Source organism: Salmonella sp. SA15303, from assembly GCF_029962125.1.
GTDB classification, from domain to species: domain Bacteria; phylum Pseudomonadota; class Gammaproteobacteria; order Enterobacterales; family Enterobacteriaceae; genus Salmonella; species Salmonella enterica.
Window position 1 is genome coordinate 24965 of the sequence record NZ_CP123924.1, and the last position, 26462, is coordinate 51426.

Annotated in this window: 30 protein-coding genes, 1 pseudogene and 1 other annotated feature; of the genes and pseudogenes, 22 read left to right on the forward strand and 9 right to left on the reverse strand. The window is 56.5% G+C overall.

The genetic code is table 11. The features are described from left to right. The first annotated feature begins 64 nt into the window (after positions 1 to 64). The 10 genes from QEN31_RS00100 to QEN31_RS00145 all read left to right on the forward strand — a co-directional run bounded on the left by QEN31_RS00100 (position 65) and on the right by QEN31_RS00145 (position 9088). Positions 65 to 1465: a cytochrome-c peroxidase gene (locus QEN31_RS00100; RefSeq protein ID WP_000724469.1), complete on the forward strand. Its 1401-nt coding sequence runs from the start codon at positions 65 to 67 to the stop codon at positions 1463 to 1465. A 5-nt stretch (positions 1466 to 1470) separates the two neighbouring features. Beyond that, positions 1471 to 2088, forward strand: coding sequence for a cytochrome c biogenesis heme-transporting ATPase CcmA (ccmA, locus tag QEN31_RS00105; RefSeq protein ID WP_023259547.1), 618 nt, complete (start codon positions 1471 to 1473; stop codon positions 2086 to 2088). Continuing rightward, positions 2085 to 2744 carry a heme exporter protein CcmB gene (gene ccmB / locus QEN31_RS00110; RefSeq protein ID WP_000990038.1) on the forward strand — a complete coding sequence of 220 codons (660 nt, stop codon included), beginning with the start codon at positions 2085 to 2087 and terminating at the stop codon, positions 2742 to 2744. The genes ccmA and ccmB overlap by 4 nt, the downstream gene beginning before the upstream one ends. 51 nt (positions 2745 to 2795) lie before the next feature. Then, positions 2796 to 3533, forward strand: a complete 738-nt coding sequence (locus tag QEN31_RS00115; protein WP_000265997.1) for a heme ABC transporter permease — start codon at positions 2796 to 2798, stop codon at positions 3531 to 3533. Continuing rightward, positions 3530 to 3742 carry a heme exporter protein CcmD gene (gene ccmD, locus QEN31_RS00120; RefSeq protein ID WP_000074110.1) on the forward strand — a complete coding sequence of 71 codons (213 nt, stop codon included), beginning with the start codon at positions 3530 to 3532 and terminating at the stop codon, positions 3740 to 3742. The genes QEN31_RS00115 and ccmD overlap by 4 nt, the downstream gene beginning before the upstream one ends. Further along, positions 3739 to 4218, forward strand: coding sequence for a cytochrome c maturation protein CcmE (gene ccmE / locus QEN31_RS00125; RefSeq protein ID WP_001053600.1), 480 nt, complete (start codon positions 3739 to 3741; stop codon positions 4216 to 4218). Before ccmD ends, ccmE begins: the two co-directional genes overlap by 4 nt. Further along, the gene (locus QEN31_RS00130; protein WP_000982518.1) at positions 4215 to 6146 is read left to right on the forward strand and encodes a heme lyase CcmF/NrfE family subunit; all 1932 of its coding nucleotides are present in this window, start codon (positions 4215 to 4217) and stop codon (positions 6144 to 6146) included. The genes ccmE and QEN31_RS00130 overlap by 4 nt, the downstream gene beginning before the upstream one ends. Then, positions 6143 to 6700 (forward strand): thiol:disulfide interchange protein DsbE, encoded by a 558-nt coding sequence (gene dsbE / locus QEN31_RS00135; protein ID WP_064239997.1) that lies wholly within the window; start codon positions 6143 to 6145, stop codon positions 6698 to 6700. The genes QEN31_RS00130 and dsbE overlap by 4 nt, the downstream gene beginning before the upstream one ends. Next, positions 6697 to 7740, forward strand: coding sequence for a cytochrome c-type biogenesis protein CcmH (locus QEN31_RS00140; protein ID WP_022562386.1), 1044 nt, complete (start codon positions 6697 to 6699; stop codon positions 7738 to 7740). Before dsbE ends, QEN31_RS00140 begins: the two co-directional genes overlap by 4 nt. A gap of 121 nt (positions 7741 to 7861) precedes the next feature. Then, entirely contained in the window at positions 7862 to 9088 is a 1227-nt protein-coding gene (locus tag QEN31_RS00145; RefSeq protein WP_001749295.1) for a DUF3748 domain-containing protein, read from the forward strand. A gap of 1 nt (position 9089) precedes the next feature. Here the strand turns inward: QEN31_RS00145 and QEN31_RS00150 are convergent, their stop codons facing one another. Beyond that, entirely contained in the window at positions 9090 to 9422 is a 333-nt protein-coding gene (locus QEN31_RS00150; RefSeq protein WP_001675643.1) for a YceK/YidQ family lipoprotein, read from the reverse strand. Between the two features lie 242 nt (positions 9423 to 9664). After that, positions 9665 to 9738: a sequence feature (ROSE (Repression Of Heat Shock gene Expression) occurs in the 5'-region of heat shock genes and acts as an RNA thermometer to modulate expression.), on the forward strand. Here QEN31_RS00150 and ibpA point away from each other — a divergent pair. From ibpA to QEN31_RS00165, 3 genes are all read left to right on the forward strand, one after another. Then, on the forward strand, positions 9732 to 10145 hold the full coding sequence (ibpA, locus tag QEN31_RS00155) for a small heat shock chaperone IbpA (protein WP_001532742.1): 414 nt from the start codon (positions 9732 to 9734) through the stop codon (positions 10143 to 10145). Its footprint overlaps the feature before it by 7 nt. Before the next feature lie 109 nt (positions 10146 to 10254). Then, a complete protein-coding gene (gene ibpB / locus QEN31_RS00160; protein WP_001246919.1) occupies positions 10255 to 10683 on the forward strand; it encodes a small heat shock chaperone IbpB in 429 nt (142 codons plus the stop codon). Between the two features lie 188 nt (positions 10684 to 10871). Next, the gene (locus QEN31_RS00165; protein ID WP_001279781.1) at positions 10872 to 12533 is read left to right on the forward strand and encodes a putative transporter; all 1662 of its coding nucleotides are present in this window, start codon (positions 10872 to 10874) and stop codon (positions 12531 to 12533) included. A 160-nt stretch (positions 12534 to 12693) separates the two neighbouring features. Here the strand turns inward: QEN31_RS00165 and QEN31_RS00170 are convergent, their stop codons facing one another. After that, positions 12694 to 12840 carry a hypothetical protein gene (locus QEN31_RS00170; protein ID WP_000068501.1) on the reverse strand — a complete coding sequence of 49 codons (147 nt, stop codon included), beginning with the start codon at positions 12838 to 12840 and terminating at the stop codon, positions 12694 to 12696. 135 nt (positions 12841 to 12975) lie between these two features. Here QEN31_RS00170 and QEN31_RS00175 point away from each other — a divergent pair, with 135 nt between their 5' ends. Genes QEN31_RS00175 through QEN31_RS00185 form a run of 3 tightly spaced genes read left to right on the forward strand, consistent with a single transcriptional unit; the run spans position 12976 to position 14202 of the window. Then, complete coding sequence (locus QEN31_RS00175; RefSeq protein WP_000703964.1) at positions 12976 to 13323, forward strand: YidH family protein; 348 nt, start codon at positions 12976 to 12978, stop codon at positions 13321 to 13323. Continuing rightward, positions 13313 to 13675, forward strand: a complete 363-nt coding sequence (locus tag QEN31_RS00180) for a DUF202 domain-containing protein (protein ID WP_001113452.1) — start codon at positions 13313 to 13315, stop codon at positions 13673 to 13675. The genes QEN31_RS00175 and QEN31_RS00180 overlap by 11 nt, the downstream gene beginning before the upstream one ends. Then, positions 13672 to 14202 (forward strand): radical SAM protein, encoded by a 531-nt coding sequence (locus tag QEN31_RS00185; protein ID WP_064001148.1) that lies wholly within the window; start codon positions 13672 to 13674, stop codon positions 14200 to 14202. Before QEN31_RS00180 ends, QEN31_RS00185 begins: the two co-directional genes overlap by 4 nt. A gap of 81 nt (positions 14203 to 14283) precedes the next feature. Here the strand turns inward: QEN31_RS00185 and dsdA are convergent, their stop codons facing one another. Both dsdA and dsdX read right to left on the reverse strand, forming a co-directional pair. Then, positions 14284 to 15606 carry a D-serine ammonia-lyase gene (gene dsdA / locus QEN31_RS00190; protein WP_064239952.1) on the reverse strand — a complete coding sequence of 441 codons (1323 nt, stop codon included), beginning with the start codon at positions 15604 to 15606 and terminating at the stop codon, positions 14284 to 14286. A 17-nt stretch (positions 15607 to 15623) separates the two neighbouring features. After that, positions 15624 to 16961 carry a D-serine transporter DsdX gene (dsdX, locus tag QEN31_RS00195; RefSeq protein WP_000543314.1) on the reverse strand — a complete coding sequence of 446 codons (1338 nt, stop codon included), beginning with the start codon at positions 16959 to 16961 and terminating at the stop codon, positions 15624 to 15626. 225 nt (positions 16962 to 17186) lie between these two features. Between dsdX and dsdC the strand changes: the two genes are divergently transcribed. Both dsdC and QEN31_RS00205 read left to right on the forward strand, forming a co-directional pair. Then, a complete protein-coding gene (gene dsdC / locus QEN31_RS00200; protein ID WP_061375735.1) occupies positions 17187 to 18110 on the forward strand; it encodes a DNA-binding transcriptional regulator DsdC in 924 nt (307 codons plus the stop codon). A 63-nt stretch (positions 18111 to 18173) separates the two neighbouring features. Beyond that, the gene (locus tag QEN31_RS00205; protein WP_000238928.1) at positions 18174 to 19259 is read left to right on the forward strand and encodes a cellulase family glycosylhydrolase; all 1086 of its coding nucleotides are present in this window, start codon (positions 18174 to 18176) and stop codon (positions 19257 to 19259) included. Here the strand turns inward: QEN31_RS00205 and emrD are convergent. The 4 genes and pseudogenes from emrD to QEN31_RS00225 form a co-directional block, all read right to left on the reverse strand. After that, a complete protein-coding gene (gene emrD / locus QEN31_RS00210; RefSeq protein WP_061375571.1) occupies positions 19186 to 20370 on the reverse strand; it encodes a multidrug efflux MFS transporter EmrD in 1185 nt (394 codons plus the stop codon). The two genes, QEN31_RS00205 and emrD, sit on opposite strands and share 74 nt — an antisense overlap. A 202-nt stretch (positions 20371 to 20572) precedes the next feature. Beyond that, on the reverse strand, positions 20573 to 21433 hold the full coding sequence (locus QEN31_RS00215) for a DMT family transporter (RefSeq protein ID WP_001526328.1): 861 nt from the start codon (positions 21431 to 21433) through the stop codon (positions 20573 to 20575). A 92-nt stretch (positions 21434 to 21525) separates the two neighbouring features. Beyond that, on the reverse strand, positions 21526 to 21615 hold the full coding sequence (gene tisB / locus QEN31_RS00220; protein ID WP_000117642.1) for a type I toxin-antitoxin system toxin TisB: 90 nt from the start codon (positions 21613 to 21615) through the stop codon (positions 21526 to 21528). Next, positions 21612 to 21726, reverse strand: a pseudogene (locus QEN31_RS00225) (hypothetical protein). Before QEN31_RS00225 ends, tisB begins: the two are co-directional and overlap by 4 nt. Positions 21727 to 22248: 522 nt before the next feature. Between QEN31_RS00225 and ivbL the strand changes: the two are divergent. From ivbL to ilvN, 3 genes are all read left to right on the forward strand, one after another. Further along, on the forward strand, positions 22249 to 22347 hold the full coding sequence (gene ivbL / locus QEN31_RS00230; RefSeq protein ID WP_001541152.1) for an ilvB operon leader peptide IvbL: 99 nt from the start codon (positions 22249 to 22251) through the stop codon (positions 22345 to 22347). A 106-nt stretch (positions 22348 to 22453) separates the two neighbouring features. Continuing rightward, entirely contained in the window at positions 22454 to 24142 is a 1689-nt protein-coding gene (gene ilvB / locus QEN31_RS00235) for an acetolactate synthase large subunit (RefSeq protein ID WP_000168439.1), read from the forward strand. 3 nt (positions 24143 to 24145) lie between these two features. Further along, positions 24146 to 24436 (forward strand): acetolactate synthase small subunit, encoded by a 291-nt coding sequence (gene ilvN / locus QEN31_RS00240; RefSeq protein ID WP_001171826.1) that lies wholly within the window; start codon positions 24146 to 24148, stop codon positions 24434 to 24436. Between the two features lies 1 nt (position 24437). Here the strand turns inward: ilvN and QEN31_RS00245 are convergent, their stop codons facing one another. Next, positions 24438 to 25223, reverse strand: a complete 786-nt coding sequence (locus QEN31_RS00245; RefSeq protein WP_000448642.1) for a DeoR family transcriptional regulator — start codon at positions 25221 to 25223, stop codon at positions 24438 to 24440. A gap of 313 nt (positions 25224 to 25536) precedes the next feature. Between QEN31_RS00245 and rbsK the strand changes: the two genes are divergently transcribed. Further along, positions 25537 to 26457 (forward strand): ribokinase, encoded by a 921-nt coding sequence (gene rbsK, locus QEN31_RS00250; protein WP_000350272.1) that lies wholly within the window; start codon positions 25537 to 25539, stop codon positions 26455 to 26457. Positions 26458 to 26462: the final 5 nt, after the last annotated feature.

The window sequence follows — 26462 nt, forward strand, 5'->3', positions numbered from 1 at the left end:
GGCCTCATGAGTAAAAAAATAAAATTTAATTAATCATGCCGCAATACCCCATAAGGATAGTGATATGAAAAAAATTACCCTCTATGCGACAACGGTTATCACCGTTGGGCTGTTATGTTATTTAGGTTTGTCCGGGTATGTATGGTATTACGACAAACAGCGCAGTAAAAAAAGCGATGTGCAGGCCTCGGTTGTGGGTGAAAATAATAAAATACTGGGTTATTTCAGGGAGAAAGGATGTGATTATTGTCATACGCCTTCCGCTGAATTACCTTTTTATTCCTCTTTTCCGGTGGCAAAGCAGCTAATGGATTACGATATCCAGCTCGGCTACAAATCGTTTAACCTGGAGGCGGTACGGGCCGCCCTGATTGCGGATACGCCGGTGCCGCAAAGCGAACTGAATAAAATTGAATGGGTTATGCAACATCAGACTATGCCGCCAACCCGCTATGTCGCGCTGCACTGGGCGGGGGGCGTCAGCGATAAAGAGCGTACTGACATCCTGAACTGGATAGCCGATCAGCGTGAGCGCAACTATGCCAGCGCCGATACCGACGCCGCGCACCGGAATGAACCCGTTCAGCCTATTCCGCGCAATATTCCCGTCGATGCGAAAAAAGTCGACTTAGGTTTCCGTCTTTATCATGATGAACGTTTATCCGGCGACAGCACAATATCCTGTGCGCATTGTCACGCGTTAAATGCGGGCGGTGTCGATGGCAGAAAAACCTCAATTGGCGTTGGCGGCGCGGTAGGACCAATAAATGCGCCGACGGTATTCAACTCCGTATTTAATATCGAACAATTTTGGGATGGTCGTGCTGCAACCCTGCAGGAGCAAGCAGGCGGACCACCGTTAAATCCTATTGAAATGGCCTCTAAATCCTGGGATGAAATTATTAGCAAGCTTGATAAAGATCCTGTCCTGAAAAAAGATTTCCAGGCGGTTTATCCGCAAGGATTTACCGGGGAAAATATTACTGATGCGATCGCCGAATTCGAAAAAACGTTGATAACGCCGGATTCCGCCTTTGATAAATGGCTACGTGGAGATGAAAATGCGCTGACCGCGCAACAGAAACACGGTTATCAATTATTTAAAGAGAATAAATGTGCAACCTGTCACGGCGGTATCATTTTAGGCGGGCGCTCTTTTGAACCATTGGGATTAAAGCGAGACTTTAATTTTGGCGAAATTACCGCAGCGGATATTGGTCGTATGAACGTCACCAAAGAGGTTCGCGATAAATTACGGCAAAAAGTCCCAGGCTTACGCAACGTCGCGTTAACAGCGCCTTATTTCCATCGGGGCGACGTACCGACGCTGGATGGCGCGGTAAAACTGATGCTGCGTTACCAGGTTGGCACCGATCTGCCGCAAAACGATATTGACGATATCGTCGCCTTCCTGGAAAGCCTGACCGGTGTTTATACGCCATATCAACCTGAATATGCGCAATGACAATGATGCTTGAAGCCAGAGATCTGTACTGCGAGCGGGACGAGAGGACGCTGTTTCGCGGGCTGTCGTTCACCGTGGAGGCCGGGGAGTGGGTGCAGGTCACCGGCGGCAACGGCGCGGGAAAAACCACCCTGCTGCGCCTGCTGACCGGGCTGGCGCGCCCGGACGGCGGGGAGGTGTACTGGCAGGGCGAGCCCCTGCGTCGCGTGCGCGACAGTTTCCATCGCAGCCTGCTGTGGATAGGGCACCAGCCGGGGATAAAAACCCGCCTGACGGCGCGGGAGAACCTGCACTTCTTCCACCCCGGCGACGGCGCGCGCCTCCCGGAGGCGCTGGCGCAGGCCGGGCTGGCGGGATTTGAGGATGTGCCGGTCGCTCAGCTCTCGGCCGGGCAGCAGCGCCGGGTGGCGCTGGCCCGCCTGTGGCTGACCCGCGCCGCGCTGTGGGTGCTCGACGAACCGTTCACCGCCATTGACGTTAACGGCGTGGCGCGCCTCACCCGGCGGATGGCGGCGCACACGGCGCAGGGCGGGATGGTCATTCTCACCACCCACCAGCCGCTGCCGGGGGCTGCGGACACCGTCCGCCGCCTGGCGCTGACCGGCGGGGGGACGGGGCTGTGATGTGGCGTGTCTTCTGTCTCGAGCTGCGCGTGGCGTTCCGCCACGGCGCGGACATCGCCGGCCCGCTGTGGTTCTTCCTGATGGTCATCACCCTGTTTCCGTTAAGCGTCGGGCCGCAGCCGCAGCTGCTGGCGCGTATCGCGCCGGGCATCATCCAGGTGGCGGCGCTGCTGGCCTCGCTGCTGGCGCTGGAGCGGCTGTTTCGCGACGACCTGCAGGACGGCAGCCTGGAGCAGCTGATGCTGCTGCCGGTGCCGCTGCCGGCGGTGGTACTGGCGAAGGTGCTGGCCCACTGGGCGGTGACCGGCCTGCCGCTGATGATGCTCTCCCCGCTGGTGGCGCTGCTGCTGGGGATGGACGTGTACGGCTGGAAAATCATGGCGCTGACGCTGCTGCTCGGCACGCCGGCGCTGGGGTTTCTCGCCGCGCCGGGCGTTGCGCTGACGGCCGGGCTGCGGCGCGGCGGCGTCCTGCTGGGCATTCTGGTGCTGCCGCTGAGTGTCCCGGTGCTGATTTTCGCCACCGCGGCGATGGACGCGGCATCGATGCATTTACCCGTTGACGGCTATCTGGCGGTGCTGGGGGCGCTGCTGGCGGGCAGCGCGACGTTAAGCCCGTTCGCCACCGCGGCGGCGCTGCGCATCAGTACGCAGTAGCGCCCCGGCACGACGGACATTTTACTGGTTTCAGGAGGTCAGGTGACGACTATGTGGAAAACCCTTCATCAGCTGGCGGCGCCGCCCCGGCTGTATCAGATTTGCGGCAGGCTCGTGCCGTGGCTGGCGGCGGCCGGCATCATCGCGCTGGCCACCGGCTGGGTCCGGGGCTTTGGTTTCGCCCCGGCGGACTACCAGCAGGGGGAGGGCTACCGCATTATGTACCTGCATGTCCCGGCGGCCATCTGGTCAATGGGTATCTATGCGGCGATGGCGGTGGCGGCGTTCACCGGGCTGGTCTGGCAGATGAAAATGGCCAGCCTTGCCGTCGCGGCGATGGCGCCGGTGGGGGCGGTGTACACCTTCATCGCGCTGGTCACCGGCGCGGCGTGGGGCAAACCGATGTGGGGCACCTGGTGGGTGTGGGACGCGCGCCTGACCTCGGAGCTGGTGCTGCTGTTTCTCTACGCCGGGGTCATCGCCCTGTGGCACGCCTTTGACGACCGTAAAATGGCCGGGCGCGCGGCGGGCATTCTGGTGCTGGTCGGCGTGGTGAACCTGCCGGTTATCCACTATTCCGTCGAGTGGTGGAACACCCTGCACCAGGGCTCGACGCGGATGCAGCAGAGCATCGACCCGGCGATGCGCTCGCCGCTGCGCTGGGCCATCGCCGGCTACCTGCTGCTCTTTATGACGCTTTCGCTGATGCGGATGCGCAACCTGATTTTACTGATGGAAAAACGCCGCCCGTGGGTGAGCGAACTGATACTGAAAAGGGGGCACCGGTGAGTCCGGCATTTTCATCGTGGAGCGATTTTTTCGCCATGGGCGGGTACGCCTTTTTTGTCTGGCTGGCGGTGGCGATGACCGTGGCGCCGCTGGCGCTGCTGGCGCTGCACACGGTGCTGCAGCGCCGGGCCATTCTGCGCGGCGTGGCGCAGCAGCGGGCGCGCGAGGCGCGGATGCGTGCCGCACAGGCGCAACAGGAGGCCGCGTGAACCTGCGACGTAAAAACCGGCTATGGGTGGTCTGCGCGGTGCTGGCGGGCCTGGCGCTGACCACCGCCCTGGTCCTGTACGCGCTGCGCGCGAATATCGACCTGTTCTATACCCCCGGCGAAATCCTCTACGGCAAGCGCGAGACGCAGCAGCTGCCGGCGGCGGGCCAGCGCCTGCGCGTCGGCGGGATGGTGATGCCCGGCAGTGTCAGGCGCGACCCGGACTCGCTGAAGGTGAACTTCAGTCTCTACGACGCCGAAGGGTCGGTGACGGTGAGCTATGAGGGGATACTGCCGGACCTGTTCCGCGAGGGGCAGGGGGTGGTGGTGCAGGGCACCCTGGAGAAGGGCAACCACGTCCTGGCGCACGAGGTGCTGGCCAAACATGACGAGAACTACACCCCGCCGGAAGTGGAAAAGGCGATGCAGGAAAACCACCGCCGCCCGCAACGCGCTGATAAGGACACCTCATCATGATGCCTGAATACGGCCACGCGCTGCTGTGCCTGGCGCTCGGCGTGGCGCTGCTGCTGTCCGTTTACCCGCTGTGGGGCGTGGCGCGCGGTGACGCGCGGATGATGGCGTCGGCCGGGGTGTTCGCCTGGCTGCTGTTTATCTGCGTGGCGGGCGCGTTTTTCGTGCTGGTGCACGCCTTTGTGGTTAACGACTTCACCGTGGCCTATGTCGCCGGCAACTCGAACACGCAGCTGCCGGTGTGGTACCGGGTGGCCGCCACCTGGGGGGCGCACGAGGGCTCGCTGCTGCTGTGGGTGCTGCTGATGAGCGGCTGGACCCTGGCGGTGGCGGTGTTCAGCCGGCAGGTGCCGGCGGATATCGTCGCCCGGGTGCTGGCGGTGATGGGGATGGTCTGCGCCGGTTTTCTGGCGTTCATCCTGTTCACCTCCGGCCCGTTCGCCCGCACGCTGCCGGCCTTTCCGGTGGAGGGGCGCGACCTGAACCCGCTGCTGCAGGACCCGGGGCTGATTTTCCACCCGCCGCTGCTGTACATGGGCTATGTCGGCTTCTCGGTGGCCTTCGCCTTCGCCATCGCCGCGCTGCTGAGCGGGCGTCTGGACAGCGCGTTCACCCGTTTTGCCCGTCCGTGGACGCTGGCGGCGTGGGTGTTCCTGACGCTGGGCATCGTGCTCGGCTCGGCGTGGGCCTACTACGAGCTGGGCTGGGGCGGCTGGTGGTTCTGGGACCCGGTGGAGAACGCCTCCTTTATGCCGTGGCTGGCGGGCACCGCCCTGCTGCACTCGCTGGCGGTCACCGAACAGCGCGCCGGCTTTAAGGCGTGGACGCTGCTGCTGTCCATCTGCGCCTTCTCGCTGTGCCTGCTGGGCACCTTCCTGGTGCGCTCCGGGGTGCTGGTGTCGGTGCACGCCTTCGCCTCCGACCCGGCGCGCGGAATGTTTATCCTCGCCTTTATGGTGCTGGTCACCGGCGGCTCGCTGCTGCTGTTCGCCGTGCGCGGGCACAGGGTGCGTTCGCGGGTGAACAACGCGCTGTGGTCGCGCGAGTCGCTGCTGCTCGGCAACAACGTCCTGCTGATGGCCGCCATGCTGGTGGTGCTGCTGGGCACCCTGCTGCCGCTGGTGCACAAACAGCTGGGGCTGGGCAGCATTTCGGTGGGGGAGCCGTTCTTTAACACCATGTTCACCTGGCTGATGGTCCCCTTTGCCCTGCTGCTGGGGGTGGGGCCGCTGGTGCGCTGGGGCCGGGACCGGCCGCGTAACATCAGGACGCTGCTGCTCACCGCCCTGGTCTCCACCCTGGTGCTGTCGGTACTTTTGCCATGGCTGCTGGAAGATAAAATCATCGCCATGACGGCGGTGGGGATGGCGATGGCCTGCTGGATTGCGGTGCTGGCGGTGGCCGAAGCCGTACAGCGCGTGTCCCGCGGCACGAAAACCTCTCTCAGCTACTGGGGAATGGTGGCGGCGCACCTCGGGCTGGCGGTGACGATTACCGGCATCGCCTTCAGCCAGAATTACAGCGTGGAGCGTGACGTGCGGATGCGGGCGGGCGACAGCGTGACCATTCACGACTACCGCTTCACCTTCCGGGAGGTGCGGGACATCACCGGGCCCAACTACCGCGGCGGGGTGGCCCTCATCGGGGTGACGCGCCACGGCGAGCCGGAGGCGGTGCTGCACGCGGAGAAACGGCTCTACAACACCAGCCGGATGGTGATGACCGAGGCGGCGATTGACGGCGGGCTGACCCGCGACCTGTACGCCGCGCTCGGGGAGGAGCTGGACAACGGCGCGTGGGCCGTGCGCCTGTACTACAAACCGTTTGTCCGCTGGATATGGGCCGGGGGGCTGCTGATGGCGCTGGGCGGACTGCTGTGCCTGGCGGACCCGCGCTACCGCCGCCGTAAACCATTGCCGGAGGCCGGATGAAACGCAACGTACTGTTATTACCGTTACTGATTTTTCTGCTGATTGCCGCGGCGCTGCTGTGGCAGCTGACGCGCAACGCGCAGGGGGATGACCCGACGAATCTCGAATCGGCACTGACCGGGAAGCCGGTGCCGGCGTTCCGCCTGGAATCGCTGGAGACACCGGGTCAGTACTATGAGGCGGAGGTGCTTACGCAGGGGAAACCGGTGCTGCTTAACGTCTGGGCCACCTGGTGCCCGACCTGCCGCGCCGAGCATCAGTACCTGAACCGGCTGGCCGCGCAGGGTATCCGGGTGGTGGGGCTGAACTATAAGGACGACCGGGCGAAGGCGGTGGCCTGGTTAAAAGAACTGGGCAACCCGTATGCGCTGAGTTTATCGGACAGCGACGGGATGCTGGGGCTGGACCTGGGCGTGTACGGCGCGCCGGAAACCTTCCTCATCGACGGCAACGGGATTATCCGCTACCGCCATGCGGGCGATTTGAATGCCCGGGTATGGGAAAGTGAACTGAAACCGCTGTGGGACAGATACAGCCGGGAGGCGGCGCAATGAGACTGTTACCGGGCATGGTGATGCTGATGCTGGCGCTGGTTATCTCCGGGTCAGCGCGGGCAACCACCGACGTGATGCCGTTTAAAGATGAAGCGCAGGAGCAGCAGTTCCGCCAGCTCACGGAGCAGCTGCGCTGCCCGAAATGCCAGAACAACAGCATTGCGGACTCGAACGCGATGATAGCCACCGACATGCGCCGCAGGGTGTATGACCTGATGCAGGAGGGGAAGAGCCGCCAGGAAATCATCGATTACATGGTGGCGCGCTACGGCAACTTCGTCACCTACGACCCGCCGCTGACCCCGCTGACGGTGCTGCTGTGGGTGCTGCCGCTGGCCGCCATCGTGGCGGGCGGGTGGATAATCGTCGCCCGCACGCGCCGGCGGGTGCGTATCAGACAGGACGTCCTGGCCGACGCCATTCCTGCGGCGGGACCGCGCGCCGGGTGGGGTGCTTACGTGCCGGGCGTGGTTATGGCGCTGGTCGTGGCCGCCATCAGTTACTCACAGACCGGCAGCTATCCGCAGGTGAGGGCCTGGCAGCAGGCGACGGCGCAGACGCCCGGGCTGCTGGCGCGGGCGCTGGACCCGCAGGCGCAGCCGCTGAATGAAGAGGAGATGGCGCGGCTGGCGCTGGGGCTGCGCACCCGCCTGCAGAATGATGCCGGCAATGTTGAGGGCTGGCTCATGCTGGGGCGCACCGGTATGGTACTGGGTAATGCCGGTACCGCCACCGGAGCGTATGCGAACGCCTACCGCCTGGACCCGAAAAACCGCGATGCGGCGCTGGGCTACGCGGAGGCGCTGACGCGCTCGTCCGACCCGGAGGATAACCGCCGCGGCGGGGAGCTGCTGCGTCAGCTGGTGAGCCGCGACCACACGGATATCCGGGTGTTAAGCCTGTATGCGTTCAGCGCCTTTGAGCAGCAGCGCTTTGGCGAGGCGGTGGCGGCCTGGGAGATGATGCTGAAGCTGCTGCCGGCGGGTGACGCCCGGCGGGCGGTGATAGAGCGCAGTATCCGGCTGGCGCAGGAGAAATAATGCCCTGACGGCCCGGTGGCGTGGCGCCATCGGGCCTGGCTATCCCAACGATACGCTAAAGCCTGAAAGTGAAGCCCGTGTGAAGTATGATGACGAGCATCGTCTCTTATCAGGACATCCTATGAAACAAATCACCTTTACGCCGCGCCATCACCAGCTTACCAACACCAATACCTGGACACCTGACAGCCAGTGGCTGGTCTTTGATGTACGGCCTTCAGGCGCGTCATTTACGGGCAAGACCATTGAGCGTGTCAATGTGCATACCGGCGACGTGGAGGTGATTTATCGCGCTGTGCAGGGCGCGCATGTCGGTGTGGTGACGGTGCATCCTGCCGACAATCACTATGTGTTTATTCATGGCCCTGAAAACCCTGATGAGACGTGGCATTACGATTTTCACCACCGTCGGGGCGTTATTGCAACGCCGGGGGGCGTGACTAACCTCGATGCGATGGATATTACTGCGCCGTATACTCCCGGCGCGCTGCGCGGCGGCAGCCACGTCCATGTGTTTAGCCCGAACGGCGAGCTGGTGAGTTTTACCTATAATGACCACGTTCTGCATGAGCGAGATCCGGCGCTGGATCTGCGCAATGTCGGCGTGGCCGCGCCGTATGGGCCGGTTACGGTGCCGGTTCAGCATCCGCGCGAATACAGCGGTAGCCACTGGTGCGTACTGGTTAGCCGCACGACGCCTGCGCCGAGACCTGGCAGCGATGACATTAACCGCGCCTATGAAGAGGGCTGGGTGGGCAACCGCCAGATCGCCTTTATTGGCGATACGCTGTCGCTGACGGGCAAAAAAGTCCCGGAGCTGTTTATTGTCGATTTACCGTGTCATGAAAACGGCTGGAAACAGGCAGGCGACACGCCGCTGACGGGAACCGAATCAACGATGCCATCGCCGCCGTTGGGCGTAGTTCAGCGGCGTCTTACCTTTACTCACCAGCGTGTTTATCCTGGACTCACTAACGAACCACGCCACTGGGTCCGCAGTAATCCGCAGGCGACGGCGATCGCCTTTTTGATGCGGGACGATAACGGCGTAGCGCAACTGTGGCTGATATCGCCGCAGGGAGGCGAGCCCCGGCAGTTAACGCATCATGCGACCGGCGTACAGTCAGCGTTTAACTGGCATCCGTCGGGTAAATGGCTGGGACTGGTGCTGGAAAACCGGATTGCCTGCTGCGACGCACAAAGTGGGAGGATCGACTTCTTAACCGCCAGGCACGACAACCCGCCGTCTGCGGACGCCGTCGTTTTTTCACCGGATGGGCGACACGTCGCATGGATGGAAGAGGTGAAAGGGTTCCGTCAGCTATGGGTGACGGAAACCGGGCGATAAATCAGGGAGGAGGCATCTTCGCCGGGGGGATGACGGCATTGGTCATTTTCGTCTCCTCCTCGCTTTTCTCGACGCGCGATCTTACCGAACTGTCTTTGCGGAAGATGTCCCACGGCAGAAGGATCGTATCCATCACGGCGGTAAACGGCATATCCAGGATGGCCAACGATTTGGTGCCCCAGTTTGTCTCATCGTTACCGATCATCGTAGCGCTGGCGCGCGTGCCAGGATAAGTACCCTCTTTACCGCCGGTGTGCGACATGACGCTTGAACAACCGCCTAATAAAAGCATCCCATTCCATATTATCAGCGTTAACCACACGTTTTTTATCATCACTCATTCATCTGTTGGTTGTCGTTATTTGCATGATGAGTTATAGCGATCCGTTGCTAAAAATAACATCACCAGTACGTGGCACTGTGGCGGTAATCGCACTTTAACAATCAGTGCTGTCCCAACCAGTCTATGCAATAGCCAATAAACTGCAAAAAAAAGTCGGATTAAAATACTTGAAAAGTACGTATTCAGACCCATTTATAAGACGTAGTGAATAGAAGGGCACGCCTGATGGGTGTTCTGGCAATCCTGGCCTGTCCATGATGGAAGGTCTGACATTCTCGCTGATTTCAGGAGTTTATGATTATGCGTAACTTTGATTTATCCCCGCTGTACCGTTCTGCCATTGGTTTTGATCGTCTGTTTAACCTGCTTGAAAATAACCAAAGCCAAAGTAATGGCGGCTACCCTCCGTACAACGTTGAGCTGGTAGACGAAAACCACTACCGCATCGCCATTGCCGTTGCCGGTTTCGCGGAAAGCGAACTGGAGATTACTGCCCAGGATAATTTACTGGTGGTAAAAGGCGCTCATGCGGACGAGCAGAAAGAACGTACTTACCTGTATCAGGGCATTGCCGAGCGTAACTTTGAACGTAAGTTCCAGTTAGCGGAGAACATTCACGTTCGCGGCGCAAACCTGGTCAACGGGCTGCTGTATATCGAACTGGAGCGCGTGATTCCGGAAGCGAACAAACCGCGCCGTATCGAAATTAACTGATTCCGTCGGGTCGCGTTGCGCGGCCTGTCATCCCATGCTCGCCGTCAGGGAGCATATTCGCACGTAAAGTGTGAAGGTAAAAACTCGCTTCTTAGAAGGAGAAATGATTATGCGTAACTACGATTTATCCCCACTGCTGCGTCAATGGATCGGTTTTGACAAGCTGGCCAATGCGCTGCAAAACAGCGGCGAAAGCCAGAGCTTCCCGCCCTATAACATCGAAAAAAGCGACGATAACCATTATCGCATTACCTTAGCGTTAGCCGGTTTCCGTCAGGAAGATCTGGATATTCAACTGGAAGGCACGCGCCTGACGGTGAAAGGTACGCCGGAACAGCCGGAAAACGAGCCCAAATGGTTACATCAGGGCCTGGTCATGCAGCCTTTTAGCCTGAGCTTTACGCTGGCTGAGAATATGGAAGTTTCCGGCGCGACGTTTACCAACGGCCTGCTGCATATTGATTTAACCCGTAACGAGCCGGAAACCATTGCGCCGCAGCGTATCGCTATTAACGAACGCTCCGCATTAAATAGCTAATAAGCTCCTTGCCTTGCCCCGCCAGAGATGGCGGGGCTTTTTTGTGCCACGAAAAAGGGTAAGACGCTGCCGAAGTCAGGACGTCTGGGCGGTTTTGTAACATGAGAATGTGCGCCATGCTGTATATATGCCTTAACGGTTCAGTCATAATCCCTATAAATTGAAATGTTACTCACAGGGAAGAAAAGATGAGTGATATCGCATTGACGGTCAGCGTTCTGGCGTTGGTGGCGGTTGTCGGTTTATGGATCGGCAACATTAAAGTGCGCGGTGTCGGCTTTGGTATTGGCGGCGTTCTGTTCGGCGGTATTATCGTCGGCCACTTCGTCGATCAGGCTGGGGTGACGCTGAGCGGCGATATGCTGCACTTTATCCAGGAATTCGGCCTGATTCTTTTTGTTTATACCATCGGCATACAGGTGGGGCCGGGGTTTTTCGCCTCGCTGCGCGTTTCCGGGCTGCGTCTCAATCTGTTTGCTATTCTGATTGTGATTATGGGCGGGTTGGTCACCGCGATTCTGCATAAAATTTTCGCTATTCCGCTGCCGGTGGTGCTGGGGATTTTCTCCGGCGCAGTCACCAATACGCCTGCGTTAGGGGCGGGTCAGCAAATCCTGCGCGATCTGGGAACGCCAGTGGATCTGGTGGATCAGATGGGGATGAGCTATGCGATGGCGTATCCGTTTGGCATCTGCGGTATTTTGCTCACCATGTGGCTGATGCGGCTGATTTTTCGCGTTAACGTCGAGGCGGAGGCGCAGAAGCACGAATCCTCTCTCGCTAACGGTCATTCATTAATTCAGACAATGAATATCCGTGTCGAGAATCCGAACCTCAATAATATGGCTATCCAGGATGTGCCGATCCTGAACAGCGATAAAATCATTTGCTCACGCCTGAAACGCGACGACACGCTGATGGTGCCGTCGCCGGGGACGATTATCCAGGCAGGCGACCTGCTGCACCTCGTCGGCCAATCTACCGACCTGCATAACGCGCAACTGGTGATCGGTAAGGAAGTGGACACCTCGTTGTCGACGCGCGGCACGGATTTACGTGTCGAGCGTGTGGTCGTCACCAACGAAAAAGTGCTCGGCAAACGTATCCGCGATTTGCACTTTAAAGAGCGTTATGACGTGGTTATCTCCCGTCTTAACCGCGCGGGCGTTGAGCTGGTCGCCAGCAGCGACGCCAGCCTGCAGTTTGGCGACATTCTCAATCTGGTGGGGCGTCCTGCCTCGATTGATGCGGTAGCCAATGTGGTCGGCAACGCGCAGCAAAAACTCCAGCAGGTGCAGATGCTGCCGGTGTTTATCGGCATCGGATTAGGGGTTCTGCTTGGGTCAATCCCGTTGTTTGTGCCAGGATTCCCGGTCGCGTTAAAACTGGGGCTGGCCGGCGGGCCGCTGATCATGGCGCTAATTTTGGGGCGTATCGGCAGCATCGGTAAGCTGTACTGGTTTATGCCGCCGAGCGCCAACCTCGCGCTGCGTGAATTAGGCATCGTTTTGTTTCTGGCGGTCGTTGGGCTGAAATCCGGCGGCGATTTTGTCGATACGCTGACGCAGGGCGAAGGATTAAGCTGGATTGGCTACGGTATTTTCATCACCGCTATTCCGCTGATTACCGTCGGTTTGCTGGCGCGGATTTTTGCCAAAATGAACTATCTGACGCTGTGCGGGATGCTGGCCGGTTCGATGACCGATCCGCCAGCGCTGGCATTTGCCAACAATCTTCATGCCACCAGCGGCGCGGCGGCGCTCTCTTACGCGACCGTCTATCCGTTAGTGATGTTCCTGCGTATTATCACGCCACAACTGCTGGCGGTGATTTTTTGGGGAATGGGTTAGCGCCTGATGGCGCGTTGTTTATCCAGCCTACGCACTGTGTTAAATCCAGGCTGGATAACGTGCGCCGCACCGGTCACACTTCTGCTCTTCTTCTTATCTCTTTCCTCAATGAACGCGCTAATCAGCGTAATGGCAATGAGCATAATTCCAATTTTTTCAGTTAGTTATCAATCTTCTTCGCCTTTTTTTTCGTCGCGACGGGTAGTTTTTCAGCTTTTAATTCGGCAATAATGCCTTTCCTGGCGGTGGCGTTGAAAAAGGTCGCAACGGAAATGAAAAATAGCGGCAATGAGCGTGGTTGCGCCAAAACGCATCACCAGTGAACTACAGTTATTTTGCAATAAGATTCCCTTGCTGCGGGATAATGTGAAGCATATCAGCAACAACGTGAGTGGTATTCTGAAAACAAACGGGAATACATAATAACGTAAAAGGAGTCGTCATGAAGATTTCCCGCCTCGGAGAAGCGCCGGATTATCGCTTCTCACTGGCAAATGAGCGCACCTTTCTGGCGTGGATTCGCACCTCGCTGGGATTTCTGGCGGCAGGCGTCGGTCTTGATCAGCTCGCCCCGGATTTTGCCACGCCGGTGATCCGTGAACTGCTGGCGCTACTGTTGTGTCTGTTTGCGGGCGGCCTGGCGATTTATGGCTATCTACGCTGGTTACGTAATGAAAAAGCGATGCGCCTGAAAGAGGATTTGCCTTATACCCATAGCCTGTTGATCATCAGCGTTATTTTGATGATTGTCGCGGTGATAGTGATGGGGCTGGTACTGTATGCCGGATAGTCGTAAAGCCCGTCGGCAGAACGATCCGGGACTGCAACCGGAGCGTACGTCGCTGGCCTGGTTTCGCACGCTGCTGGGATACGGGGCGTTAATGGCGTTAGCCGTCAGGCACCACTGGCATCAGGCGGGATTCCTGTTCTGGGTGTCAATCAGCGTTCTGGCGATAGTGGCGGTGATTCTTTGGCGTTATACCCTGAGTCGTAATTTGATGGATGTCGCGCATAGCGATTTTTCCGAAACTCATGTCATGCGTGACAAATTTTTGATCTCCCTCGCGGTGTTGTCGCTCGCAATCCTGTTTGCTGTTACCCATATTCGCCAACTTATTGCATTTATCGGGAATTTTATATGACAGGACGTCAGGACATTGTCGTGAGTGATGACCAGATTCAGGTCGTCGTAAATCGCCAGAATAGCCAGCGCCCTCAGCAACTGTACCGTAACTTACAACGGCTCGGCATTCGCAATGTCCATTTTATCCCATTGTTGGAACATGACCGGAACGGAATGTTGACCGAGGATTCATTGTGTTCAGCAGACTGGGGGCGGTTTTTAAATAGCGTATTTGATATTTGGGTACGTGAAGATATTCAGCGTATCTCGGTCCGCCTTTTTGATGAGACGCTACAGCAGTGGTGCGGCGGCAAGAATGGCGTTGAAGCGCCGGACAAGGCGCCGCTAAGCGCTGAATGTCAGAAGTGCTCTTTATTACGATTTTGCGGCGGCGGATGCCCTGAGCATCGGGATAGCCAGGGGAAAAATCAGCTTTGCGAGGGCTACCAGACCTTTTTTAACTACTCCTCGCCGCATATGCGGGTGATGCGGGATTTACTGAAACAGCATCGCTCGCCTGAGGAGTTGATGGCGATGCTGCGTTAACGTTACAGGCCTGATAAGCGTAGCGCCATCAGGCGATGGCGTGCCGGATGGCGCAGCCGTCTTTCCGGCACTGAGCGAGTATTAGCGTCCTTTCGCCAGGTATTGTTCCATTTCATCTTCCGGCACCATGCCGCCCCCGGTTGCCCATACCAGATGCGTCGAGTTGCCGAGCTGCGTCTGACTGAATCCATGCCTTTGCTGATACGCGGCGGCGGCGCAAATGCGCTGTGGTCCGGCCATCCCCGCCAGAGCTGATGGCTCCAGTCGAATTCCTTCCTCCTGCGCCAGCCAGCCCAGCATGTCATACATTGTTTGATCGTCTAAGGTATAGAGGCCGTCAAGCAGACGCTCCATTGCCCGACCAACAAAGCCCGAAGCGCGACCTACCGCCAGGCCGTCAGCCGCCGTCAGGTTATCAATACCGATATCTTGTACTGAGATGGCATCGTGCAGACCGGTATAAACGCCGAGTAACATGCAGGGTGAATGGGTCGGTTCGGCAAAGAAACAGTGGACGTTGTCGCCAAACGCCAGTTTCAGGCCAAAGGCGACGCCGCCAGGGCCGCCGCCAACGCCGCACGGCAGATAAACAAACAGTGGGTGGCTGGCGTCAACGACGCGTCCCTGCTGCGCGAATTGCGCTTTCAGACGCTGACCCGCTACCGCATAGCCCAGAAATAGCGTGCGAGAGTTTTCATCGTCGATAAAGAAACAGTTTGGATCGGATTGCGCTGCTTTACGGCCCTGCTCAACCGCCACGCCGTAATCATCTTCGTATTCTACGACCGTCACGCCGTGGCTACGCAGCTTCGCTTTTTTCCAGGCGCGGGCGTCGGCAGACATATGTACCGTCACTTTAAAACCGATGCAGGCGCTCATGATACCGATCGATAGCCCCAGATTGCCGGTTGAACCGACGGCGATACTGTACTGGCTGAAGAATTGTTTAAATTCCGGCGAAAGCAGCACGCTATAGTCATCGTCGGTGGTTAACAGACCCGCCTCCAGCGCCAGTTTTTCCGCGTGCGTTAGCACCTCATAGATGCCGCCGCGCGCTTTAATGGAACCAGATATTGCCAGGTGACTGTCTTTTTTTAACAGCATTTCACCGTCGATCGTTTGCCCATACTCTTTTTCCAGCCGTTTTTGCATGGCCGGAATAGCGACCACGTCAGATTCGATTATGCCGCCAGCGGCAGCGGTTTGCGGAAACGCTTTCGCCAGATACGGCGCAAAGCGCGCCAGACGGTCATGGGCGGCGTTTACGTCCTGCTCCGTCAGGCCGACATACGGTAGACCTTGTGCAAGAGAGGTGGCGCCCGGGTTAAACCAGGTGGTTTCTTTGAGGGCGACCAGATCCTCGACCAAAGGATACCGGGCGATGAGCTTTTGTATGTTTTCCATAGTACGTCTCTTTACGATCAGATGATAAAGGAAAGCAGGAATGTGCCAGCCAGTGCAACGACAGATGCGATAAACGTGGCCGTCGTATAGTATTTAAACGTTTCATTCAGCGTAGCGCCGCAATACTGCTTGACCAGCCAGAACAGGGAATCGGTCACGATCGTGCAGCCAATGGCGCCGGAACCAATGGCAATCGCAATGATCTCCGGGCTGACGTCAGGATAGAGCGGCAGCATGGGCGCAACAATCGCGGTGGCGCCCATCATCGCCACCGTCGCAGATCCGACCGCCGCGTGCAGAATCAGCGCTACCAGCCATGCCAGCAGAATCGGGTGCATATGCATATTTGAGAGGATCACCGCCAGCGTGTCCGCCAGCCCGCTACTTTTGAGAATGGCGTTGAACGCGCCGCCCGCGCCGATAATCAGCAGGATGTTCGCAATGGCGCCAAAGCCGTTTTCGGTGTGGGTAAGTAGTGTGCCCATACCCATATGCTGGCGCAGACCGAGTATGTAATACGCCACAAAGACAGCGATAAACATTGCGGTGATCGGATTACCGATAAACTCCAGCAGCGTATACAACGTGCCGTCTTTCGCCATATTCAGTTCAGCGACGGTTTTCACCAGCATCAGGCCAATCGGCAGCAGAACGGTAAACAGCGTTGCGCCCAGCGACGGCAGGGTGTTTTCGGCGCGCACTTCAAGATCCGCAAACTCTGTCGGTACGGGCTTGAACGGCAGACGATTACCCAGAAACTTTAAGAACAGCGGACCGCCGACCAATGAGGCCATCAGCCCGACCAGTAGACCGTAGACAATCACCGAGCCGATATCCGCCCCCAGTTTATTTGCGACAAACAGCGCAGCCGGATGCGGCGGTACCACGCAATGGACGGCCATCAGCGCGGTACACAGCGGAATGGCCAGCTTCAGCAGCGAGGTATGGGTCTTTTTAGCGATAGAAAACGCCAGTGGGATGAGCAACACGACGCCCACTTCCACGAACAACGTGATACCGCAAATCAGCCCCACCAGTACCATGATCACGTCAGCAGAGAGCCAGCGGCAGCGCTGGAGCGTAAGCCCGATGCGTTCCGCCGCGCCGGAAACCTCCATCATTTTGCCGAGGATGGTGCCAAGACCGATAACGGCGGCCAGAAAACCGAGCGTACCGCCTATTCCGTTTTCTATCGCCGTGACCATCTCCAGCGGCCCCATGCCCATCATCGCGCCGACAAAGAAACTGGCGAGCAGTAACGCCAGGAAGGGGTGGAATTTAAACTTCACGATGGTCAATACGATTAACACGATGCTGATCAGCAGCGTGCTCACTACCCAGATTTGAGCGTGCATATCTCACCTACCCTGTGATTAATCTGTTCTTATTGGACAGAAAAACAGCACCTCCTGACAAACGATATAATTTGCCATTCACATGATGTAAATTGAATCAACTATGTGATTTCCATCTAATATTGCCTTTATTTTGCGATATGGTTCATTTTGCTTCATCTATGTGCGGATTTTTTCAGCGTGTTTTTTTACACTTCGGGAAATTAAAAGATGACTGAGGTTGCCATGGAACCCCTTCGCGATACCCGAAACCGCTTACTCAACGGTTGGCAGTTATCCAAACTCTATACTTTTGAAGTCGCGGCCAGACACCAGTCCTTTGCTCTGGCGGCAGATGAGCTGTCGTTAAGCCCCAGTGCGGTAAGCCATCGTATCAATCAACTGGAAGCCGAGTTGGGAATCCAGCTATTTGTCCGCTCTCACCGTAAGGTGGAGCTTACCCATGAAGGCAAACGGGTATTCTGGGCGCTGAAATCGTCGCTGGATACGTTGAATCAGGAAATCCTCGATATCAAAAATCAGGAACTGTCCGGCACGCTGACCGTGTATTCACGTCCCTCTATCGCCCAGTGCTGGCTGGTGCCCGCGCTGGGGGACTTTACCCGTCGCTATCCGTCAATTTCTCTCACTATGCTGACCGGCAACGATAACGTTAACCTACAGCGTGCCGGCATTGACCTGGCTATCTATTTTGACGATGCGCCGTCGGCGCAGCTCACGCACCATTTTTTAATGGATGAGGCAATTTTGCCCGTTTGCAGCCCGGATTACGCCCGACGTTTCGCCTTGCAGAACAACCTGAATAACCTGCGGCACTGTACGCTCTTACACGACAGACAGGCGTGGAGTAACGATTCGGGCACCGATGAGTGGCACAGTTGGGCGCAGCATTTTGCAGTAAATTTGCCGGATTCATCCGGCATTGGCTTCGATCGTTCTGATTTAGCGGTGATTGCCGCGATGAACCACATTGGCGTGGCGATGGGGCGTAAACGGCTGGTGCAAAAGCGTCTCGACAGCGGTGAACTGATTGCGCCTTTTGGTGACATGAGGCTGAAATGTCATCAGCATTATTATGTCACCACTCTGCCTGGCAGGCAGTGGCCGAAAATCGAGGCATTTATTCGCTGGTTGCAGGAACAGGTGTGAAGATTTATTACGCTTTGTCGCTACACCTGCCGGGAGTGAATATGCTAAATACGTGCTATCACCGTGGTAAAAATTTTAGGGGGCGTCGTGTTTAAACCGCTTATTGCCTCTCTCATGCTGACCAGCGCGGTCGTCTATGCGAAACCGATGCCTTTGACGGCGGCGCGCTATGCGCAGCAGCTTGGCGTTGGGATGGATGTTGACTGGGCGCGAACGGAACGGGGTATCCGCGAGTTTGATCCGCTGGTCGTGCGGGATTTTAAGGCAAAAGGGTTAACGCATGTCCGTATTCGTGTGGCAGGCGCGCCGACGGAAGCGCGCCTCATCCATTTGCGTAAGCTGGTAGAGGCCTGCGAATACTATGGCGTCATACCCATTATTGCCTATCAGGCGGATGCGTATAAAACCGATCCCAGTGCCAGCCATGAAAAGGAGCTGATCAACTGGTGGAGCGTGGTCGCGCGCTATTTTGGTCAGACATCCCCGCTTCTGGGGTTCGATCTCATTTATGAGCCTGCCGACAAACTTAATCATAATATGGCGTCGCTGAATCGCGTATATGACAAAACCATCCGCCTGATTCACGCCATTGACCCACAGCGGATGATTTTCGTTGCCCCCCGCATGCGCGCCGCGCCGGAGGATTTGTCGGCGCTTAAACTGCCGGCGCAAAGCCAGAACTATGTACTGGCGGAGTGGCACATCTTCCCGTGGGGCCCCCTGAAAAGCGGCGGTAAATATCCGTGGACGTCAGGCACGGCGGCGGAAAAAGCGGCGATTCGGGCACGGATTAATGCTGCGGTTCGCTGGCAGCATAAGACCGGCCATGCAAGCTGGGTGGGCGGGTGGGCGCCGGGAGAGTCGATAAAAATGACGCCGGTCGCTTCACAGTTCGCGTTTGCCCGTTTTATGGCCTGCGAGCTGAAAAAAGCGCATATTCCGTATGCGATAAACGCGGACACACAGTTTTATGACGGCGAAGAAGGAGCGTGGCGTCCGGCGCAGGAGTCCCTGCTCAATGCGATGATCGCGCCGGAATGTGAAACGCCCGGCAAAAAGCCGGGCGAGGGAAATGTTAAACCGTCTGTCCCTGATGCGATATCCGTGACGCCAGCGGCAGCCAGCACGCCAGGATCAGCAACCCCATAAGGGTCATCAACAGTCCCAGGCTGCCCTGACCGGTTTGCGGCAGCATTGCAGAAAGCCACGCCAGTACGCCGGAACCAATATTTTGCAGCCCGCCGACCAGCGCGCCAGCGGTGCCTGCGAGGAACGGAAACGGCTCCATCGCGCCGCTGGTAGCCAGTGGAAATAACATCCCGGCGCCGAAGAAAAACAGCGCAGCGGGGATGAGTAGCGTCCAGACGTTCATCACGCCAAACCAGCCGGGAATCCACATCATAAGGCCTGCCAGCAGACAGCAAATAACTGACTGCCACATCAGGGGTGAGAAGCGTTTATTCGGGCGTCCGGCAAACCAGGCGCCGAAGAACGCCGCCGGAATCGGCAGAATAAACAGAATGCTTACCACCATACTGCTGAGACCTAATACTGCTCCCATCAGCACGCCGGAACAGGCTTCAAAGACCGCAATGCCAGCCAGCCCGCCGATTAGCATCAGCAGGTAACAGTTAAATGCGCCGTTGCCAAACAGCGTTTTATAGCTGGCGATCAGCCGTGTGCGCGGCGCGCCGGCGGGGCGGGTTTCCGGCATCCAGCGCGCCATGCTGAAGGTGACGCCAGCGCAAAGCACCAGCAGGAAAGCGTAACACGCGCGCCAGTTCCACAGGGTGTCCAGCAGGCCGCCAATCAGCGGCGCTAACAGCGGGCTGACCAGAATCCCCATATTTAACAGGCTATTGGCGTGACGAAGTTGCGTTCCTTCATACAGATCGCGCGGGAGCGTTCTCGCCATTACTCCGCCAACGCCGGTTCCCATCCCTTGCATGGCGCTGGCGGCAATCAACACCGTCAAACTATGCGTGGTCATGGCGAACAGAGTCGCTACCATAAAAATAGACATGCCGACGAGGATTACGGGGCGGCGCCCAACCCGGTCGGAAAGCGGGCCGTAAAACAGTTGCGAGACGCCGTAGGTCAGGAGGTAAGCAGCCATTACGCTCTGGACGGCGCCTTCCCGGACGTTTAGCGCTTGTGCCATATCGGCGATGGCGGGAATATAAATGGTTTGCGCCATCTGCCCTACGGCCACCAGTAACACCAACATCAACAACAAATTGACGTTTCTCTGCCTTTTCATTTCGCTGATTACTTTTCAAAAAAAGAAAAAATAAGAATAACTTGCTGCGCATTCCCATAAATGCGAGAGGAATCTATCACACCAGAAAAAGAAGGCCAGACAGCAACCAGCAATGGCAGACGAAGGAACGGCAGGATATGTAAACAAAAGCGGCAACAAATGTTGCCGAGAATGTGTTACGTCTGCAGCTGTTATTGGGCAATCATGACAGACGGAGTAAAATCGCCCCGAGGGCAATCCCGCCCGCCGCCACCAGACGTAGCCCGGCCACTTTCTCTTTAAGCAACAGCCAGGCTATCAGCGCGCCGAATAAAATCGACGTCTCACGCAGCGCGGCGACCACCGCCAGCGGCGCCTGGGTCATGGCCCATAGCGCCAGCCCATAAGATCCCATAGTGCCAATCCCGCCAAAAATGCCTTTTTTCCACTGTTGCGCCAGATAACGCGACGCTTCCCGCCGCCGCGCAATCATCGCCCAGGTTAACAGGCAGGCGCCGTTGAGAAAAAATGACCATAGCGTATAGCCCAGCGCCGTTTCGGAGAGTCTTACGCCGGTCCCGTCCACCAGCGTATATCCGGCAATAAAACAGGCGTTAGTTAATGCCAGCACGACACCACGTTGAGAGCTGGCGCGGCCATTACAGGCCATCCCAAGTATCGCCATGCAGATCACTGCGATGCCGACCCAGGCTAGCGACGACAGACTGTCGCCAAGAAACAGAACGCTAATGAGCGCCACCAGCAGCGGCGCGGTGCCGCGCATAAGAGGATAGGTCTGGCTCATGTCCGAGACCTGATAGGTTTTCGCCACCAGGACGGTATACACCACCTGGAGCGCGGTAGAGGCCGCTAAAAAAGGGATACTGGCGTGAGCTGGCTGCGGCGAGAAGGGCAAAAGGATCAATGCCATGACCGCCGCGGAACCGCTGACGCCGATCGCGGCGTAGAGCTTATCGTTTCCCGCTTTGACAATGGCGTTCCAGCTGGCATGTAGCAGCGCGGCGAACAGCAAAATGCAGAAAACGGAAAGGGTCATAGCGTCAGGCGTCGTTGAGGGTGTCATAAAAACGTAACATACCCGGGAAGCGAAAGACCAGCGGATAAGGTGAAAGGGGAGCGGTTGCCCGCTCCCCTTCGGTGCGGCTTGAATCTGAATTACTTAAGGTATTTCAGAACAGCATCAAGCAGTTGCAGTGCTGCAACAATGAGTTTCAGGATAAGAATGGTGATATCCACTACGCTCATACGCGTCTCCTGTGGTTAAGGAGCACTGCCAGCCGACGTACCTTTCCGCTGCCTGTTGTCAGCTGTTGCGCACGCGATCCCTTTTGCGAGGAATAGTGTGCGTGTTGACATAACACAGTGTGCTCACGAGGGGGTTAAGGCGCTGACGGCACCACCCGTTTCAGCCAGGACTTCGTTGCGCCGGTTTACGATGCGGCCCCCGCATAACACATTGTGTCAAAGACATTATAGTTAAGTACTGTATAAATTAACAGTAATTTATAGACAGAACGGAGCTTCTGATCCATACTCAAATTCATCAAAATTCGCGCCGAAATTGCGCGTTCTGCACAGAACGCGTATACTTCTGCTGTTGACATAACACAGTGTGCTTCGCGGCTACCACCCGCATTACGCTGTAAGAACCTCGCTTCGGCGAGGTTTTTTGTTTTCAGGCATTGTGAAACGCGTAATCATCAATCCCGGCGATTACCGGAGGGCGCTACGCTTATTACGCCTATACTCAAAACGTGTAAATTCGTAGAAAAATGTGATCGCTGACGCATTTTTGTGCAGATGAAAATTTTTCCGTTGTCATGCTGAAAGCGCTGTGCTTGTATAAAACGTGTTAATAACAAACAGACAAGGCCCCTAATGAACCCTTCCATGCTGAACGCGACCCTACTAACAACTGCGCCATCTCGCGCAGTGGTCGTCGTGCGTGTGGTGGTCGTCGTCGGCAATGCGCCGTAGGGTCCGGAACACACACGATTCCAAAACCCCGCCGGCGCAAACCGGGCGGGGTTTTTTGTTTAAGACACCTTCCCGGAACGTCGGCTCAGAATAAAAGGAATGGAGCATGGCAAGTTCGGGCACAACATCTACACCTCAGCGCTTTACGGGCGCGGAATTTATAGTTCATTTTCTGGAGCGCCAGGGGATTCGTATCGTCACCGGCATTCCCGGCGGTTCGATCCTCCCCGTTTACGACGCGTTAAGCCAAAGTACGCAAATCCGTCATATTCTGGCGCGCCACGAACAAGGCGCGGGGTTTATTGCGCAGGGGATGGCGCGGACGGAGGGTAAACCTGCTGTTTGTATGGCCTGTAGCGGGCCGGGCGCGACCAATCTGGTCACGGCCATTGCCGATGCGCGCCTGGATTCTATTCCGTTAATCTGTATTACCGGGCAGGTTCCGGCGTCCATGATCGGTACTGACGCGTTTCAGGAAGTGGATACCTACGGTATCTCTATCCCCATCACCAAGCACAACTATCTGGTCAGAAATATCAACGAGCTGCCTCAGGTGATGAGCGATGCTTTTCGTCTGGCGCAGTCGGGGCGTCCCGGCCCGGTGTGGATAGACGTTCCTAAAGATGTGCAGACGGCGACAATTGAGCTGGATGCGTTGCCGTCGCCGGCGGAAAAATCACCCCCGCCGGAGTTTAGCGCGGAGAGTATCCGCGAGGCCGCCGCAATGATTAACGCGGCGAAGCGTCCGGTGCTGTATCTGGGCGGCGGCGTGATCAATGCGCCGACACGCGTGCGCGAACTGGCGGAAAAAGCGCAACTGCCGACGACAATGACCTTAATGGCGCTGGGAATGCTGCCTAAGGCGCATCCGCTGTCGTTAGGAATGCTGGGGATGCACGGCGCGCGCAGTACCAATTTTATTCTGCAAGAGGCCGATTTACTGATTGTTCTGGGCGCGCGTTTTGATGACCGGGCGATTGGCAAAACGGAGCAGTTTTGTCCGAACGCCAAAATCATCCATGTGGATATCGATCGCGCCGAGTTAGGCAAAATTAAGCAGCCGCATGTGGCTATTCAGGCGGATGTCGATGATGTACTGGCACAGTTAATTCCCCATATCGAGGCACAGCCGCGGGAAGCATGGCATCAGTTGGTGGCGGACTTGCAGCAAGAATTCCCTTGCAGTATTCCCCAGGAAAATAACCCGCTTAGTCACTATGGGCTGATTAATGCGGTCGCCGCCTGTGTGGACGACAACGCGATTATTACCACTGACGTAGGTCAGCATCAGATGTGGACCGCGCAGGCTTATCCGCTCAACCGTCCGCGTCAGTGGCTGACTTCCGGCGGGCTGGGCACCATGGGGTTTGGTCTGCCCGCGGCGATTGGCGCGGCGCTGGCGAATCCGGGCAACAAGGTGCTGTGTTTTTCCGGCGACGGTAGTTTGATGATGAATATTCAGGAGATGGCTACCGCCAGTGAAAACCAGTTGGATGTGAAAATCATCCTGATGAATAACGACGCGCTGGGACTGGTACATCAGCAACAGAGTCTGTTCTATAAACAGGGCGTTTTTGCGGCGACCTATCCGGGAAGCATCAACTTTATGCAGATTGCCGCCGGGTTTGGTCTGGACACCTGTGATTTGAATAACGAAGCCGATCCGCAGGCGGCGTTGCAGGCTATCATTCGTCGTCCTGGACCGGCGTTGATCCATGTGCGCATTGATGCAGAAGAAAAAGTGTATCCGATGGTGCCGCCGGGCGCGGCAAATACAGAGATGGTGGGGGAATAAGCCATGCAGAAACAATCACATGATAACGTTATTCTGGAGCTGACCGTTCGCAACCATCCTGGCGTGATGACCCACGTCTGCGGGCTGTTCGCCCGACGCGCTTTCAACGTTGAGGGTATTCTCTGTTTACCGATTCAGGGTAGCGATCAGAGCCGCATCTGGCTTCTGGTCAATGACGATCAGCGGCTTGAACAGATGATCAGTCAGATCGATAAACTGGAAGACGTGGCGAAGGTGGTACGAAACCAGTCCGATCCCACCATGTTCAATAAAATTGCCGTCTTTTTTGAGTAAGTTATTCACTTTCCGAATCAGGCGTGATGACTTTGACGGAACCATTCCGACAGTGAACGGCATAATCTGTCGGTAATGGGCGATCGCTAATCAGGACATCAAAGGCAGAAAGCGGACCAATGCTGGCAGGCGCGACCTCATCAAACAGGGCGTGACGCGCCAGCAAAATTTTGCGCAGACCGCGCTCCATCGCTTTACGTTTGGCGGCAAGATCATCCGGGTTAAACCAGCTCACGCCAAAATGTTCATGTACGCCGCTGGCGGAAATAAACACTTTGCGCGGATTGAGCGAATCCAGCGCCGAAGGATTATTGGCATCATAAAAGGCATCGCTCTTGGCCCGATAGGTGCCGCCGCACAAAATCGCCGTGGCATTAGGCTTTTCATTCAGCGCGATAAATACCCGATGCGAGTAGCAAATCCCGGTAAAGGTAATATCATCCGGTATCATGCTGATAACTAATGGCATTTCCGGACCGTTATCAAAAAAAACCAAATCGTTTTCACGCACCAGGCCGGCGGCCAGGATCGCAACGGGAAGGTCGTCCCTATGATGCGTCTTTTTCGCCGGCAGCGGCATATTGGTTGAAGACGTAGGCTTATTTACCATGACGATATAGCCGCCGAGCAGCGTCAGCGGTAAAGGGTCATCATCCTGGCTGAGATCGCGGCGAATGGTCATCACCGAAACTTCCAGCATCCGCGCGGCGTCTTTCAGATGGATTCGATCGGTCTTTTTCAGTAACTCCATCAAGCGTCGGATACGTTCTTTTTGCTTGGTCTCCATTCACCCTCTCCGCAAATCATGTTGTTATGTTCCATCAGTAACATTTATGTGTTTCTGAGAACATTACAGTGTGGCACTACTATACGTCTGGCCGTCAGGAAATAAAAGTGGGTTTATTTGCGTTTTATAACAATAAATAGTTAATTTTCAGTAAATTGTAACCCTAAAAATGATTTGTTCCGCCAGGGATTGTTCACGCAGTAAATGGCAAAATGATCCTCTAATCGCGATCATAGTCACAAATGATACGGAAGTAACATGATAATGTTATTTTAATATCATTGTCGTGTGACGATTTCTGAGAGGGAGTAAAATGGATATCGCGGTTATTGGCTCTAACATGGTGGACCTTATCACCTACACCAACCAGATGCCCAAAGAAGGGGAAACTCTGGAAGCGCCGGCGTTTAAAATCGGCTGCGGCGGAAAAGGGGCGAACCAGGCCGTGGCGGCCGCTAAGCTCAATTCAAAAGTATTGATGTTGACCAAAGTGGGCGACGATATTTTTGCCGACAACACCATTCGTAATCTCGAATCCTGGGGGATCAATACGACGTATGTAGAAAAAGTACCGTGTACCAGCAGTGGCGTAGCGCCGATTTTCGTCAACGCCAACTCCAGCAACAGCATTCTGATCATCAAAGGCGCTAACAAGTTTCTCTCGCCGGAAGATATCGATCGCGCGGCGGAAGATTTAAAAAAATGCCAGCTTATTGTTCTGCAACTGGAAGTTCAGCTTGAAACGGTTTATCACGCAATAGAATTTGGCAAGAAACATGGGATTGAAGTGTTATTAAACCCTGCGCCAGCATTACGGGAATTAGATATGTCTTATGCCTGTAAATGCGATTTCTTTGTACCCAATGAAACCGAGCTGGAAATATTAACCGGTATGCCAGTGGATACCTATGACCATATTCGCGCAGCGGCACGTTCGCTGGTGGATAAAGGGCTGAACAATATTATCGTCACCATGGGTGAGAAAGGCGCGCTGTGGATGACGCGTGACCAGGAAGTCCATGTCCCGGCGTTTAGAGTGAACGCTGTCGATACCAGCGGCGCGGGCGATGCCTTTATCGGCTGTTTCGCGCATTACTACGTCCAGAGCGGGGATGTGGAAGCCGCCATGAAAAAAGCCGTCCTTTTTGCCGCTTTCAGCGTCACCGGGAAAGGCACCCAATCCTCTTATCCAAGCATTGAGCAATTTAATGAGTATCTTTCGTTGAACGAATAACAATC